The following is a 12,964-nucleotide window of genomic DNA, read 5'->3' on the forward strand; positions in this document are numbered from 1 at the left end:
CCGGACACTGCCGGTGGGGCCGCCGGAGACGGTGACCCACTCCTCGTCCACCGCCGGCTTGGCGATCTCACCCGACTGCACGTCGTCCACGGCCTTGCGCCCCTCCGCCGGAGGCAGGTCGAAGAGATAGGGCGGGTTGGCGGTCGCCTCCGCGAACGCGGCCGCCGCGGGTTCCAGTACCGGCTGAACCGGCTCGACGGTGTGGGACATGTGCCTCTCCCGATGTTCCAAAGGACTGTTTCGTGTGGTGCGCCGGTCACGCTAGTGAGCGTCGCCGGGCCTGCGTTCTCCGTGAGCGCACCACCGCTGTTCCCCCACCGCACTGCGGGCTTCCGGCCGTCTCGCGAGCGTGCGGAGCACGGAGCGACGCAGTGCACTGTGGGACCAAGTCCGGTGCACTGCGGAGACATTGCCGCAGGTCGGCCGTATCTATCGTGAGGGTCCGAGCGAGACCGCGGCCTCTTGCCGCGTCCGCCCTCCATCCCACCGGCGCGGCGCGTGTCCCGGGCCTCGCCCTGGCGCGCCGCGAGTGGGCGCAACCGAACTTCCCAGTCCCGGAAAGGACTTCAAGAGATGTCGACAATGCCGGTCGGCGGACTCGTTCCGCATGCCGCCGACGATGCCGCAGACCTCGTCGTCCGCAACGCGAAGATCCACACAGGCGACCCGAGACGCCCGCAGGCCGAGGCCATCGCGGTCCGGGACGGCGTCATCACCATCATCGGCGACGACAACGACGTGGCCCCGCACATCGGTACGGGCACCAAGGTGGTCGACGCGTGCGGCCGCCGGGTCGTCCCCGGTCTCAACGACGCCCACCTGCACGTGATCCGCGGGGGCCTGAACTACGTACTGGAGCTGCGCTGGGACGGGGTGCGCAGCCTGCGGCAGGGACTGGCGATGCTGCGTGAGCAGGCCGCGCGTACCCCGAAGGGCCAGTGGGTGCGGGTGGTGGGCGGCTGGTCCGTCGAGCAGTTCGCCGAGCGCCGGCTGCCGACCGTCGCCGAACTGAACGCGGCCGCCCCGGACACCCCGGTGTTCGTGCTGCACCTGTACCACTCGGCCGTGCTGAACCGTGCGGCGCTCAAGGCCGCCGGCTTCACCAAGGACACGCCCGACCCCAAGGGCGGCCAGATCATGCGCGGCCGGGACGGGGAACCGACCGGCATGCTGCTGGCCGCGCCCAGCGCCCTCATCCTCTACTCGACCCTCGCCAAGGCGCCGGTCCTGGAGAGCGAGGAGGACAAGAAGACCTCCACCCGTCATTTCCTGCGGGAGCTGAACAGGTTCGGACTGACCTCGGCGATCGACGCCGCCGGCGGATTCCAGAACTTCCCCGACAACTACGCCACCGTCGTCGAACTGGCCAAGGCCGGCCAGCTCTCGATGCGGATCGCCTACCATCTCTTCCCGCAGACTCCGGGCCAGGAGGTCGACGATCTCGCCCGCTGGATCGAGATGGCCCGCCCCGAGGACGGGGACGAATGGCTGCGCCTGAACGGCGCGGGCGAAAATCTCACCTGGGCCGCCGCGGACTTCGAGAACTTCGCCGAGCCGCGTCCGCAACTCACGTCGGACTACGAGGTCGAGTTCGAGAAGGCGGTTCGTCTCCTCATGGAGAACGGGTGGGGGTTCCGGCTGCACGCCACCTACGACGAAACGATCCGCCGGGATCTGGCGGTGTTCGAGAAACTCGCCGCGGAGGGGCTTTTCCCGGCCGGGAACCGCTGGCTGTTCGATCACGCGGAGACCGTCTCGACGGACAGTCTGGACCGCGTCGCCGCCCTCGGGGGCGCGATGTCCGTGCAGAACCGCCTGTCCTTCCAGGGTGAGGCGTTCCTGCGCCGCTACGGTCCCGGCGCCGCCGCGGACGCCCCGCCGATCCGGGCCATGCTGGACCGCGGCCTGACCGTCGCCGCCGGCACCGACGCCACCCGGGTCTCCACCTACAACCCGTGGGTGGCCCTGCACTGGCTGGTCAGCGGCCGTACCGTCGGCGATCTGGCGATGCGCCCGCCGGCGAACCGCCTCGACCGGCAGACCGCGCTGACGCTGTTCACCCGCGCCGGTGCCGTGCTGACCGGCGAGGAGGAGGCCAAGGGCGTGCTGCGGCCCGGATGTTACGCGGACCTCGCGATGCTGTCCGAGGACTACTTCACCGTGCCCGAGACGCAGATTCCGCACATCGAGTCGCTGCTGACGGTGACCGGCGGCCGGATCGTCTACGCGGCCGGCTCGTACGAGGGGCTCGACGAGGAACTTCCGCCCGTGAACCCTGCCTGGAGCCCGGTGGCCCACTTCGGCGGCTACCAGGCGTCCCGCGGGGCGGCCGTGCTCGGCGTACGCCAGGCGGAGTCGGTCGGCGAGGCCGTCGCCGAGTCGGAGCAGCACCGCCAGTGGCGCATCGCCCGCGGGCTCGTCCCGGCGACCGCCAGCACGCCCTTCGATCCCTGCTTCGACCTCTGAACTCCCGGCAGGCGCCGGATCTTGAACCGGTCCCTGCCGGGCCGGCCCACCACACTCCGTCCGCACACGGGCGGCTCTGCCATAACGAGAAAGGCTCATCCCCATGGTCAACATCGGCGACGTCAGCGCGGCCCCCAGCCCCGACCTGCTCACCCCCGACAACTGCGCCGTGCTCTTCGTGGACCACCAGCCGCAGATGTTCTTCGCCGCCGCCAGCGGCGACCGCACCTCGATCATGAACGCCACCGTGGGCCTGGCGAAGGCCGCCAAGGTCTTCGACGTGCCGACCGTGCTCAGCACCGTGGCCGCCGAGTCCTTCTCCGGCCCGATCATGCCGCAGCTGGCCGCGGTCTTCCCGGGCCAGGAGATCATCGACCGCACCTCGATGAACGCCTGGGAGGACGTGCCCTTCGTCGAGGCCGTCAAGGCGACCGGCCGCAAGAAGCTGGTCATCGCCGGCCTGTGGACCGAGGTCTGTGTCGTCCTGCCGACGCTGTCCGCCCTCGCCCAGGGCTACGAGGTCTACGTCGTCACGGACGCGTCCGGCGGCGTCAGCCCGCAGGCGCACGAGCACGCCGTCCAGCGCATGGTCCAGGCCGGCGCGGTCCCCGTGACGTGGGTGCAGGTGCTCCTGGAGCTGCAGCGGGACTGGGCGCGCACGGAGACGTACGTCCCGGTCACCGAGGTCGTCAAGGAGCACGCCGGCGCCTACGGCCTCGGGGTCGTCTACGCGCAGGCCGTCATCGGCGCGCACGCCGCCGGCTGACCGCCCCGGATCTGATCGAGGAACAGGCAGGAACACGATGAACGCTGGACTACTGGTCCTCCGGCTGGTGGCGGGCTTGCTCATCGCCGGTCACGGGGTGCAGAAGGTGAGCTTCCGGCTCGGAGGCAACGGCTTGGCGGGCGGAACCGAGGAATTCCGCCGCGACGGATTCCGCGGCGGCGTGCTGACCGCGCTCGTCGCGGGAGCCAGTCAGATCGGTTCCGGCCTGTTCCTGGCCCTCGGACTGCTCACGCCCCTGGCCGCGATGGCCGCGATGGGCGTGATGACGGTCGCGGGCTCGGTCAAGTGGCACAAGGGGCTGTGGGTGCAGAACGACGGCTACGAATATCCCCTGTTCCTCGTCGCCGTCTCCGCCGTCCTGGCCCTCACCGGGCCCGGACGGTGGTCCGTGGACCACGCGCTGGGCATCAGCTCCTGGCCGGTGTGGGTCGCCGTCGCCGCGATCGTGCTGGGTCCGGCGAGCGGACTGCTCACCCGCGTGGTGCTGCACCGGCCGGACGCCGGGACGGAAGGGGTGCGGCATGCGCACGTTGCTGACTGACGCGGTCCGCACGCTCCTTCCCCGCGGCGAGGAACGTCACGGTCCGCTGCCTCCGCTGCTGCTGACCATGACGGTGGTCACCGGTCTGGTGGACTCGGTGAGTTATCTGGCCCTCGGACACGTCTTCGTCGCCAACATGACCGGCAACGTGGTCTTTCTGGGGTTCGCCCTGGGAGGCGCCGCGAGCCTGTCCGCGCGCGCGTCCGTCGTCTCGATGGCCGCGTTCCTCCTGGGCGCGCTGGCGGGCGGCAGGCTCGGCACCCGGTTCGCCACGCACCGCGGGCACCTGCTGAGGGCGGCGACGGCGGTGCAGACGGTGCTGGTCGCGGTCACCGTGGTGGTCGCCGCGGTGACCGACGGCCGGGTCACCACCTCCGTCCAGTACACGCTGATCGTGTTCCTGGGGCTCGCCATGGGCCTGCAGAACGCGGTCGCCCGGCGCCTCGGCGTCCCGGACCTCACCACCACCGTGCTGACCCTGACGCTGACGGGCCTGGCCGCCGACTCCGCCCCGGCCGGCGGCGAGGCGCCGCGCCCAGGCCGCCGGATCCTGTCCGTGCTCGCCATGTTCCTCGGCGCCCTGGCCGGAGCCGCGCTCCTGCTGCACGGCCACCTGGTCCTCGTCCTGAGCCTCACCCTGGTCCTGCTGGCGGTCACCTCCGTGATCACCCATCGCGTCTCCGCCGCCGACGCCCCCTGGCTGCGGCCACGGCCATGAACGCGGCGGTGACCACCCCCGGCCCGGACGCCGGAGCCGGACCTTCGGCGCCTCCTCGGGACCCCTCGTCCCCGGGGGGCCTGCACACCGCCGACCCGCACCCACCGGAAGGAACCCGATGAACCGGCCCTCCCCCGCCCCGACCGTCGAACGGGCGGACGACAGGCACCGCTACGAGATTCTGGTCGGCGCCCGGCTCGCCGGTCTGACCGCCTATCGCGACCATGCCGAGCAGCGGGTCTTCTACCACACGGAGGTCGACGACGCCTTCGCCGGACAGGGGCTGGCCGCGCACCTGGTCCAGGAGGCCCTCACCGACGTACGCCGCTCAGGCATGCGCGTCGTGCCGGTCTGCCCTTATGTGGCCAAGTACCTGAAGAAGCACGAGGAGTTCGCGGACATCACCGACCCGGTGACTCCGGAGATCCTGCACTGGCTCAGGACGGAGCTGGGGACCCTCACCTGATCGAGCCGCTGGTGGCGTCGGCGGTGAGGAAGCGCTGGGCGAGGACCAGCAGCACCGCCGCCGGCACCGACGCCAGGACCGCGGTGGCCATCACCGCGTTCCACTGGGTCGTGTGAGCACCGATGTACTCGTAGATGCCCAGGGTGATCGGCCGGACCGTGTCCGCGGTGGTCAGAGTGAGGCCGAAGAGGAGGTCGCTCCAGGCGAAGAGGAAGGTGAAGAGAGCGGCGGTGATCAGTGCGTTGCGGCTCAGCGGCAGCACCACGGCGCAGAAGGTGCGCAGCCTCCCGGCGCCGTCCATGCGCGCGGCTTCGATGATCTCCCCGGGAATGCCCCGCATGAACGCGTGCAGGATGATGACGGCGAACGGGACCCCGGCGGTGGAGTCCGCGAGGACGAGTCCCAGGCGGGAGTTCAGCAGTCCCAGGTCGTCGTAGGCGCCGTAGAGCGCGTTCGCCACGGCGATGCCCGGCACCATCTGCGTGGTCAGGATCCCGAAGAGTACGAGGCGGGTTCCCCGCAGGGAGAACCGGGCCAGGGCGTAGGCGGCCGGGGCGGCGAGCCCGAGGCTGAGCGCGACGCTGCCGAGGGCCACGACGAGGCTGGTGACCAGGTCGGGTCCCTGATCGCGCAGTGCCGTGGCGTAGCCGCTGAAGTCCGGGTGGGACGGGAACCAGCCCGCCCGCAGTGTGGTGCCCGTCGGCTGCAGAGAGGCGTTCACCATCCAGTAGACGGGAAACAGCATCACCGCGAGCAGGACTGTCCCGACGACGGTGGAGAGCCGGCCACGGCGGCGTCCCCGCGGCACCGGGGCGCCCCTCATGCGTGCGCGGCGCGCCGGCCGGCGCGCAGGAAGACGAGGGCGAGGACGAGCGAGAGGACGATGAGTACGTTGCTCATGGCGGCGCCGCGCCCGAACTCGAACCGCTGGAAGGACAACTCGTAGGACCGGGTGGCGAGGGTCTGCGTGGCGTCGGCCGGCCCTCCGCCCGTCACGACGAGGATGATGTCCAGCACCTTGAGGGTGTAGACCACGCCCAGCACCAGCACGACGCTCACGGCGGGCCGCAGCAGCGGCCAGGTGATGTGCCGGAACGACGCCACCGGACCGGCGCCGTCCAGCTCCGCCGCCTCGTACAGCCGCTCCGGGATGTTCTGCAGGCCGCTGTACAGGATCGCGGCGTTGAAGGGGATTCCCACCCAGATGTTGACGAGGGTCACCGACACGAGTGCCTGTGCGGTGCCGGTGAGCCAGGGGATGCCGGACGGCACGAGGTGGAGGGCGCGCAGTGCGTTGTTGACGACTCCGTCGTCGGCGTCGAGCATCCACTTCCACGTCGTGGCCGAGACGACCAGCGGCAGCAGCCACGGCAGCAGCAGGAGCGACCGCAGCAGGCCGCCGAGCGGGAAGCTGCGGCGGAAGAACAGGGCCAGGGCGAGACCGAGCAGGAACTGTCCGGCGACCGAGCCCGCGGTGAACCAGACCGTGGTCAGCAGTGCCTGGGAGAACAGGCCCGACGTCAGGATCTCCGTGTAGTTCCGCAGCCCGACGAAAGGCGCGGCCCCGGTGTAGAAGGTGGCGGGCGTGTACTGCTGGAAGCTCATCACCACGTTCTCGGCGATCGGGTAGCCGAAGAACAGCAGCAGGTAGACCACGGCGGGCACGGCGAACCCCCACTGGGCGAGCAGTGCCCGCAAGCGGGTCCGGGTGGGGGCCGGCGGACAGGTCATGAGGCGGTCGCGAGCCGTTGCGCGCGTGCGAGTGCTTCCTCCGGCGTCTGCCCGCCGGTCAGCGCGGACTGGATCGCCGTGGATATCGCGGTCGCCGTCCCGGGCCACTTGACGCCGAGTTCGGCGGTACGGGACCTGGCCCGCTCCACGCTGGTGACGAAACCGGCCATCGACGGGACCTGCTCGGCGTACCGGGCCGCCACCGCGGTGCGCGAGGGCACGGTGAAGTGCTCCTTCGCCGAGGCCAGCATGGTCGTGGGGCCGTTCAGGCAGGCCAGGACCTGGGCGGCCTTCTCCTGCCGGGACGGGGAAGAGTTCTGCGGTACGGTCCACACCTCGCCGCCGAGGGGCGTGACGAGTGTCTGCCCCTTCTGGCGGACGGGCAGGGGGGCCACTGCCCAGTGCAGGTCATGGTCCTTGTTCAGCGCGGGGATCCGCCAGGGGCCGTTGACCATCATGGCGGTCTTTCCGGCGGCGAACTGGTCGTGGAGGTCGGCCTGGGTCCAGTTCAGTACCGACCTCGACATGGATCCGCTCTTCACCAGATCGGTCCACAGCCGGAGGGCCTGCGCGGCCTGCGGGGTGTCCAGGTGCTTCTCGTCTCCGCCGTTGGACCACAGGAAGGGCAGGAACTGCCAGGTGCTCTCGGCGGTGGCGTCGGCGGAGACGGCCATGCCGTAGCGTCCCGGGCGGGTCAGGCGGGCGGCCGCCGTCTTCAGCTCGTCCCAGGTCCGTGGCACGGCGACACCGGCCTCGGCGAGCATGTCCTTGTTGTAGAAGAGGGCGACCGTGTTGACGGTGGGCGCCAGCCCGTACACCTTCCCGCGGTAGGTGCCCGCGGACAGGATGCCCCTGGCGATGCCGGTGGTGTCGACGCGGTAGCGGTCCAGCGGCGTCAGGGCGCCGGTGCTCGCGATCTGCTGGAGATCGGGGTTGTCGAGCATCAGCAGGTCGGGCAGGGTGCGTGACGAGGCCTGCCGCAGGACCTTGGGGATGAGCGACGGCAACGGGACACTGGTGTGCTCGACCCTGACGCCGGCGGTCCTGCCGCAGTCGGTGAGCCGCTTGCTCCACTGGGCGTGCTCGGTCGCGTCGGTGTAGTAGTCGAGCGCGGTGATGGAGGTCACCTTGCCCGGGGCCGATGCGGCGCCGCTTCCCCCGCCGCAGCCGGTGGCGGCCAGGGCGAGGGCGACGGTTCCGAGGAGGGCGGTGATCCGTCGCGCCGACGGTCCGGCCGGTGAGTTCAAGGTGGTGCCTTCCCGAGCGAGCCTGTGGTCGAGGCCAGGCGTCCGCGTCGTCGAGGAGAGGCTCCGACACCGGCGTCTTACCGGCCGAACAGGGATGCTAGCCGACTGACCTGCGCATCAGCCGCGCGGGAGCCCGTAGCCGCCGCGGTCCGTGCCCTGTGCGGCGGCTTCCCGGATCATCGCCGCCACGGCGCCGGGCTGTGACAGGACGACGCCGTGCGAACCGGCCACCGGGTACTCGGTGGCCGCCATGCGCTGGGCCATGAAGCGCTGGGCCGTGGGAGCGAGCATCCGGTCGGCGGCCGCGATGGCGTACCACGACGGCTTGCAGGCCCAGCCCGGCGGCCCCGACGTACCGGTCAGCGCGCGTCGTGCGATGGGGCGTTGGGTCACGGCGAGGACATCGGTGACGTGCGGCGACAGGTCGGCGGCGAACGTCGGCCCGAACTGTTCCTCGATGAGGTACATCTCGTCCCCCGGGCCGCCGGAGAACCGGGCGGGCAGCGCTGCCGTGATGGTGGTGTCGGTCACCGGCGCGGGGGCGAACCGGCTCACGATGTCCAGGACGGACTCTCCGGCGTCCAGGCCGAACGCCGCGACGTAGCACATGGCCACGATCTGGTCGCAGTCGCCGGCGGCATGGGTGATGACCGCGCCGCCGTAGCCGTGCCCGACCAGGACGACCGGAGAGTCGATCTGACGCACCACGCTCCGGATGTAGGCGGCGTCCTGCGCCAGTCCGCGCAGCGGGTTCGCCGGGGCGAGTCCGGTCAGGCCGGCGGCCTGCAGGAGGGTGATGACCCCGGCCCAGGAGGAGGCGTCGGTGAACGCCCCGTGCACGAGCACGACGGTCGGTGGGTGGGGGGCGGGTCCGTTCACGTTCCGATGACCTCCGATGAGTCCTGGTGTTTCCAGCCAAGCGCATCGGGTTACCGCGGGCATCGCGTGAACGTACCAAGACGTGCCGCGCGTGCCGGCGGGTCCGCTCAGTCCTCGGGCAAGGCCATGACAACACGGGCCAGCTGGACCCTCGAGTTGACCGACAGCTTGCGGAAGGCGGAGGTCAGGTGCGTGTTGACCGTGTGCGGGGAGACGACGAGCAGGTCGGCGGCCGACCGGTTGGTGTGGCCCGCGGCGACCAGGCGCGCGATCTTCTTCTCCGAGGCCGTGAGCGCCTCCCAGCCCTGGACCGGGCGCGGTGCGGCCGCCCCGCGGCCGCCCGCCCCGGCACGGTGCAGATCGCGCTGCACGCCTGCCGCCGCGGCACGGGCACCCGTCTCGGCGAACAGGCCGTGGGCGCGGGTCAGGGCGGCCTTGGCCTCCGCTCCCCGGCCTGCCGTCAGCAGTGCCCGGCCGAGGTCGGCGTGGGCCGCGGCCCGGACCAGCGGGCGCGGGCTCTCCCCGAGGAGTGTCACCGCGCGTTCCAGCATGGCGAGGTCGCCCCGCACCAGGCCCGCGGCCTGCGCGGCGATGCCCGTGGCGGTGGGCACGGCCGGGTTGCGCGCGCCGTGGGCCCCGGCCTGTGCGGCCAGATCCTCCGCCAGCGCGTGGTCCGCGCCGCCGAGGGCCATGCGTATCGCGGAGTCGACCCAGGTGCGCAGCAGCCGCCAGCGCATGAAGGGACCTTCCCGCTGCACCTGCCGGATCCTGTCGAGGGCGAGCGCGGTGTTCCCCTCGTCGTCGGCGATGAGCGCCTCCAGGAAGCGCACCGCCGCCGTGTTGCCGGGGTTCGGTTTGGTCGCGTGCCGTTCCCGCGCGGCGGTCAGCTGGTGCCGCGCCGCTTCCCGGTCGCCGCGCAGCAGGGCGATCCAGGAGCGGATCACCCGGGCGTTCACCTGCTGGACGCACAGGTGCACGTCGTTCTCCAGGCGTTCCATGGTGACCAGGTCGGCCTCCGCGTCGTCCAGGCCGCCCAGCCCCAGATGCTGCGAGGCCTGTGCCCACAGCAGCATGGTCTGCGGCACCGAGCCGCCGCCGTCCGCCGCCCGCAGCAGCAGCCGCCGGCCGGCCTCGAAGTCGTCCATGTGCTGGTGCGCGACGATCTCCTCGGGAAGGAAGGCGGGGTCGACGGCGCTGAGCGCGGTGAAGCGTTCCAGCGCGACGGCGTTCGCACCGGCGTTCAGAGCGCTCTCCCCCAGACCGAACAGGGCCAGCACGTGTGCCTCCCGGTCACCGGTCTCGATGGCCGCACGCAGGGCGTTCTCGCCGGCCTCCAGTGCCGCGCCGAGGTCCTCGCCCCGGGAGAGGGCCAGCGCGCGCAGGGCGGTGAGCCGCGCCTCGACCTCCGGGGCGGCGCCGCCGAGCGCGAGGGCTGTCTCGGCGCGGCGGCGCAGCTCCTCGGCGACGTCCAGGTTCCACAGGGTCCCGCCGAGGGCGGCCTGGATCCGGCCGAACGTGTCCAGCGGCGGCCGGGCGGCCAGCAGCCGGTCGCCGGTCTCCAGCGCCTCGCGGTTCCGGCCGGCCCGGGTCAGACAGACGATCGCCTGCACACCGACGCCGTACCACGAGGGCCGTCCGGGAGGCACCAGTTCCAGGGCGCGCGTCATCAGGTCGGCCGCGAGGCCCGGCGTGACCGACAGGACGTCGTCGGCGGCCTGCCGCAGCAGCGCCACCGCTTCGTCGTCTCCGGGCTGGGCGCCCCGGAGGATGTGCGACACCGCGTCGATGGGCCGGTGCCCGGCCGCCACCAGGTGTCCCGCGGCCTCCCGGTGCAGCGCCTTGCGGGCCGAGGGCGGGATGTCGACGTAGACGGCCTGGCGCAGCAGGTCGTGCCGGAAGACCAGCTGGTCGCCGTCGTCGTCCAGGAGTCCGGCGCGCACCGCCTCCTCCAGCTCCGCGAGCAGGCCGGCGGACGGCCGGCCGTAGAGCGCGGCGGCGTCGGAGAAGCCGAACCTGCGTCCCAGCACCGCTCCCATCTGCAGGAAGCGCAGGGTGCTGGGCTCAAGTGACCTGAGCCTGCCGCGCACGCCCACCACGAGCCCCTCGGGCACGGGCTCTCCCGGCGGGCCGGGGGTCCGCAGTCCCGTCAGCATCTCGACCGCCAGGAACGGGTTCCCGCCGGCTCCGTCGAGCAGCTGCCGCACCCGCTCGTCGGCGGCCGCGCCCAGGGTGTCGTCGGCGAGCTGGCCGATCGCCGTGCCGGAGAGCGGTCCCAGGGGCACGGTGATCGACGGGAGCCCGCCCTGGGCCGCCGCGACGATCTCCTGCGCCGGGCCGGCGGGATCCTGCCGCCCGGTGAGCACCCACAGAACCGGCGATGTCCGCAGGCGTGTCGGGAGCTGTCTGAGGGCGAACCTGCTCAGTGAGTCGGCCCACTGCACGTCGTCCAGGGCGATCAGCACGGGCATCTCGGCGGCCCTGGCCTCGATCGCTTCCGCCACGCGCTCGACCAGCCAGATCCGCTGGTCGTGGTGGCGGGTGAGGTCGGCGAACGCGTCACTGGACAGCAGCGGCCGGTCTCCGTACAGGAGGCAGGCCGCCAGCGACGAGAGCGGGACGATGTGGTGCAGTTCGTCGGCCTTGCCCAGGCCGACCGAGAAGCCCGCCGCACCGGCCGTGGTGACGACCTCGCCGAGCAGCGCGGTCTTGCCGATGCCCGGCTCCCCCCGGAGCAGGACCAGCGCGCCGCTTCCGGTGCCGAGCACGGATGCGAGCACGGTCCGCAGCTGTTCGAGTTCCGCCTCCCGGCCGCGCAGACCGCGCCGGGACAGCGACCCGTCCGACCGCTCCACTCAAGCACCTCTGTCCGCACTCGCCGGCCGCCTCCGGTCCGGGCCATGCGGAGCGGCGATGTCGCCCTTCGCCCTCGCCCGCCGGTCCGGATGGGGGGGCGGCCGGGGCACGGACGGCGCTCCGCGTGTCCACTATCGCAAGGACCGCAGCTCGGTACGTACCCCGGGGGTGCGTCCAGGGCCGTGCGCCGCTAGACGCCCGCCGGCGCCGTGTGCGTACGGCGCTCGAGTGCCGCGTGGTCCCGCCACTCGACGGGGGACATCCCGTAGGCGGTGCGGAACGCCCGGCTGAAGTGGGCGGCGCTGACGAAGCCCCATCGCCGGCCCACCGCGGCGATGGTCCGGGCCGCCGCGTCCCGGCGGGCCAGCTCGCGCCGGCACTGCTCCAGCCGGCGGCCCTGGATCCACCGGCGGACGGTGGTGCCCTCGTTCTGGAAGAGGTGGTACAGGTAGCGCAGGGAGATCTGGTTGGACCGGGCGATGGTCTCCGGGGTCAGGCCGGGGTCCGCCAGGTGACGGTCGATGTACGCCTGGACCCGCATCAGCAGCACGCGGGCGGCGCTCGGTGTGCCCGTGGTGTCGCCGCCGCGTCGCTCGTCGGCCAGCACCGTGAGCAGGTCGAGAACGTTGCGGGTGATCAGGTCGCCGACGTGCTGCGGATAAGCGCCCGCGGTGTCCACGAGCCGGGACAGGAAGGGGGACAGCAGCCCGCCGAGGGGCGTCGCGGGGTCGAGGGGAGACGCCGTGATCCGGCACAGGTCCGGCTCCCTCAGACTCAGGAGGCGCCGGGGCAGGACGAGGGCCTTCGTCTGGAAGGTGTCGGGGAAGGTCAGCCGCATGGGACGCGCACGGTCGTAGACGAAGAGCTGCCCGGGCTCGACGTACGCGTCGCGCGCGTCCTGCTCGACCCGGGCGAGCCCTCTGCTCAGCAGCATCACGACCACGTGGTCGTCGCCGGTGGACCCCGCGATGAGGCGCGGTGTGCGCACGGTCTGCAGGGCTTCGCTGTCCACCCTGACGCACCGTGTCCGGCCCGTCGGCGACGCGTGGATCGTGCCGGAGAACACCTCCTCGGCCAGCTTGACGTCCACGGCTCCGAAGGTGTGGGCCACGGCGTCGCGCCAGTAGGTCCGTCTTCGCTCCCTGGGCACCCCGTCCGTGCTGTAGAAGATGCCCGCGGGCCGCTCCCCCGCCCCCTTCACCGATACGTCCGCCATGGTCTCCGCCCTTCAGCCGGTGTGCGCTGCGGACACCGTGCCAGCGGGGCACGGTGTGGC

General features: G+C 72.2%; 11 protein-coding genes and 1 pseudogene. 5 read left to right on the forward strand and 7 right to left on the reverse strand.

Features of this window, described 5'->3' with window-relative positions; translation table 11 throughout:
* A pseudogene (locus IG64_RS17880) lies at positions 1-210 on the reverse strand (esterase); the annotation flags it as partial.
* Between the two features lie 363 nt (positions 211-573).
* On the opposite strand from IG64_RS17880, the gene IG64_RS17885 reads away from it, so the two are divergent.
* The 5 genes from IG64_RS17885 to IG64_RS17905 all read left to right on the forward strand — a co-directional run bounded on the left by IG64_RS17885 (position 574) and on the right by IG64_RS17905 (position 4,978).
* Entirely contained in the window at positions 574-2,466 is a 1,893-nt protein-coding gene (locus IG64_RS17885; RefSeq protein WP_037857323.1) for an amidohydrolase, read from the forward strand.
* Between the two features lie 103 nt (positions 2,467-2,569).
* Positions 2,570-3,232 (forward strand): hydrolase, encoded by a 663-nt coding sequence (locus tag IG64_RS17890; protein WP_037857326.1) that lies wholly within the window; start codon positions 2,570-2,572, stop codon positions 3,230-3,232.
* A gap of 37 nt (positions 3,233-3,269) precedes the next feature.
* A complete protein-coding gene (locus IG64_RS17895; protein WP_037857490.1) occupies positions 3,270-3,794 on the forward strand; it encodes a DoxX family protein in 525 nt (174 codons plus the stop codon).
* Positions 3,775-4,512, forward strand: a complete 738-nt coding sequence (locus tag IG64_RS17900) for a YoaK family protein (RefSeq protein WP_037857327.1) — start codon at positions 3,775-3,777, stop codon at positions 4,510-4,512. The genes IG64_RS17895 and IG64_RS17900 overlap by 20 nt, the downstream gene beginning before the upstream one ends.
* Positions 4,513-4,630: 118 nt before the next feature.
* Positions 4,631-4,978 carry a GNAT family N-acetyltransferase gene (locus IG64_RS17905; protein WP_037857328.1) on the forward strand — a complete coding sequence of 116 codons (348 nt, stop codon included), beginning with the start codon at positions 4,631-4,633 and terminating at the stop codon, positions 4,976-4,978.
* Here IG64_RS17905 and IG64_RS17910 read toward each other — a convergent pair.
* From IG64_RS17910 to IG64_RS17935, 6 genes are all read right to left on the reverse strand, one after another.
* Entirely contained in the window at positions 4,971-5,801 is an 831-nt protein-coding gene (locus tag IG64_RS17910; protein WP_037857329.1) for a carbohydrate ABC transporter permease, read from the reverse strand. The two genes, IG64_RS17905 and IG64_RS17910, sit on opposite strands and share 8 nt — an antisense overlap.
* Entirely contained in the window at positions 5,798-6,709 is a 912-nt protein-coding gene (locus IG64_RS17915; RefSeq protein ID WP_037857331.1) for a carbohydrate ABC transporter permease, read from the reverse strand. The genes IG64_RS17910 and IG64_RS17915 overlap by 4 nt, the downstream gene beginning before the upstream one ends.
* Positions 6,706-7,956 carry a sugar ABC transporter substrate-binding protein gene (locus tag IG64_RS17920; RefSeq protein ID WP_037857332.1) on the reverse strand — a complete coding sequence of 417 codons (1,251 nt, stop codon included), beginning with the start codon at positions 7,954-7,956 and terminating at the stop codon, positions 6,706-6,708. The genes IG64_RS17915 and IG64_RS17920 overlap by 4 nt, the downstream gene beginning before the upstream one ends.
* Positions 7,957-8,073: 117 nt before the next feature.
* Positions 8,074-8,835: an alpha/beta hydrolase gene (locus tag IG64_RS17925; RefSeq protein WP_234438537.1), complete on the reverse strand. Its 762-nt coding sequence runs from the start codon at positions 8,833-8,835 to the stop codon at positions 8,074-8,076.
* 107 nt (positions 8,836-8,942) lie between these two features.
* The gene (locus IG64_RS17930) at positions 8,943-11,687 is read right to left on the reverse strand and encodes an ATP-binding protein (RefSeq protein ID WP_037857333.1); all 2,745 of its coding nucleotides are present in this window, start codon (positions 11,685-11,687) and stop codon (positions 8,943-8,945) included.
* Positions 11,688-11,878: 191 nt separating this feature from the next.
* The gene (locus IG64_RS17935; RefSeq protein WP_051813019.1) at positions 11,879-12,904 is read right to left on the reverse strand and encodes a helix-turn-helix domain-containing protein; all 1,026 of its coding nucleotides are present in this window, start codon (positions 12,902-12,904) and stop codon (positions 11,879-11,881) included.
* Between the last annotated feature and the right edge of the window lie 60 nt (positions 12,905-12,964).

The sequence above is a fragment of the Streptomyces sp. NRRL S-340 genome, from assembly GCF_000720185.1.
Taxonomy (GTDB): domain Bacteria; phylum Actinomycetota; class Actinomycetes; order Streptomycetales; family Streptomycetaceae; genus Streptomyces.

Coding starts and splice junctions, on each gene's coding strand:
- IG64_RS17885 (WP_037857323.1), top strand. CDS start 574: ATGTCGACAATGCCGGTCGGCGGACTCGTTCCGCATGCCGCCGACGAT.
- IG64_RS17890 (WP_037857326.1), top strand. CDS start 2,570: ATGGTCAACATCGGCGACGTCAGCGCGGCCCCCAGCCCCGACCTGCTC.
- IG64_RS17895 (WP_037857490.1), top strand. CDS start 3,270: ATGAACGCTGGACTACTGGTCCTCCGGCTGGTGGCGGGCTTGCTCATC.
- IG64_RS17900 (WP_037857327.1), top strand. CDS start 3,775: ATGCGCACGTTGCTGACTGACGCGGTCCGCACGCTCCTTCCCCGCGGC.
- IG64_RS17905 (WP_037857328.1), top strand. CDS start 4,631: ATGAACCGGCCCTCCCCCGCCCCGACCGTCGAACGGGCGGACGACAGG.
- IG64_RS17910 (WP_037857329.1), bottom strand. CDS start 5,801: ATGAGGGGCGCCCCGGTGCCGCGGGGACGCCGCCGTGGCCGGCTCTCC.
- IG64_RS17915 (WP_037857331.1), bottom strand. CDS start 6,709: ATGACCTGTCCGCCGGCCCCCACCCGGACCCGCTTGCGGGCACTGCTC.
- IG64_RS17935 (WP_051813019.1), bottom strand. CDS start 12,904: ATGGCGGACGTATCGGTGAAGGGGGCGGGGGAGCGGCCCGCGGGCATC.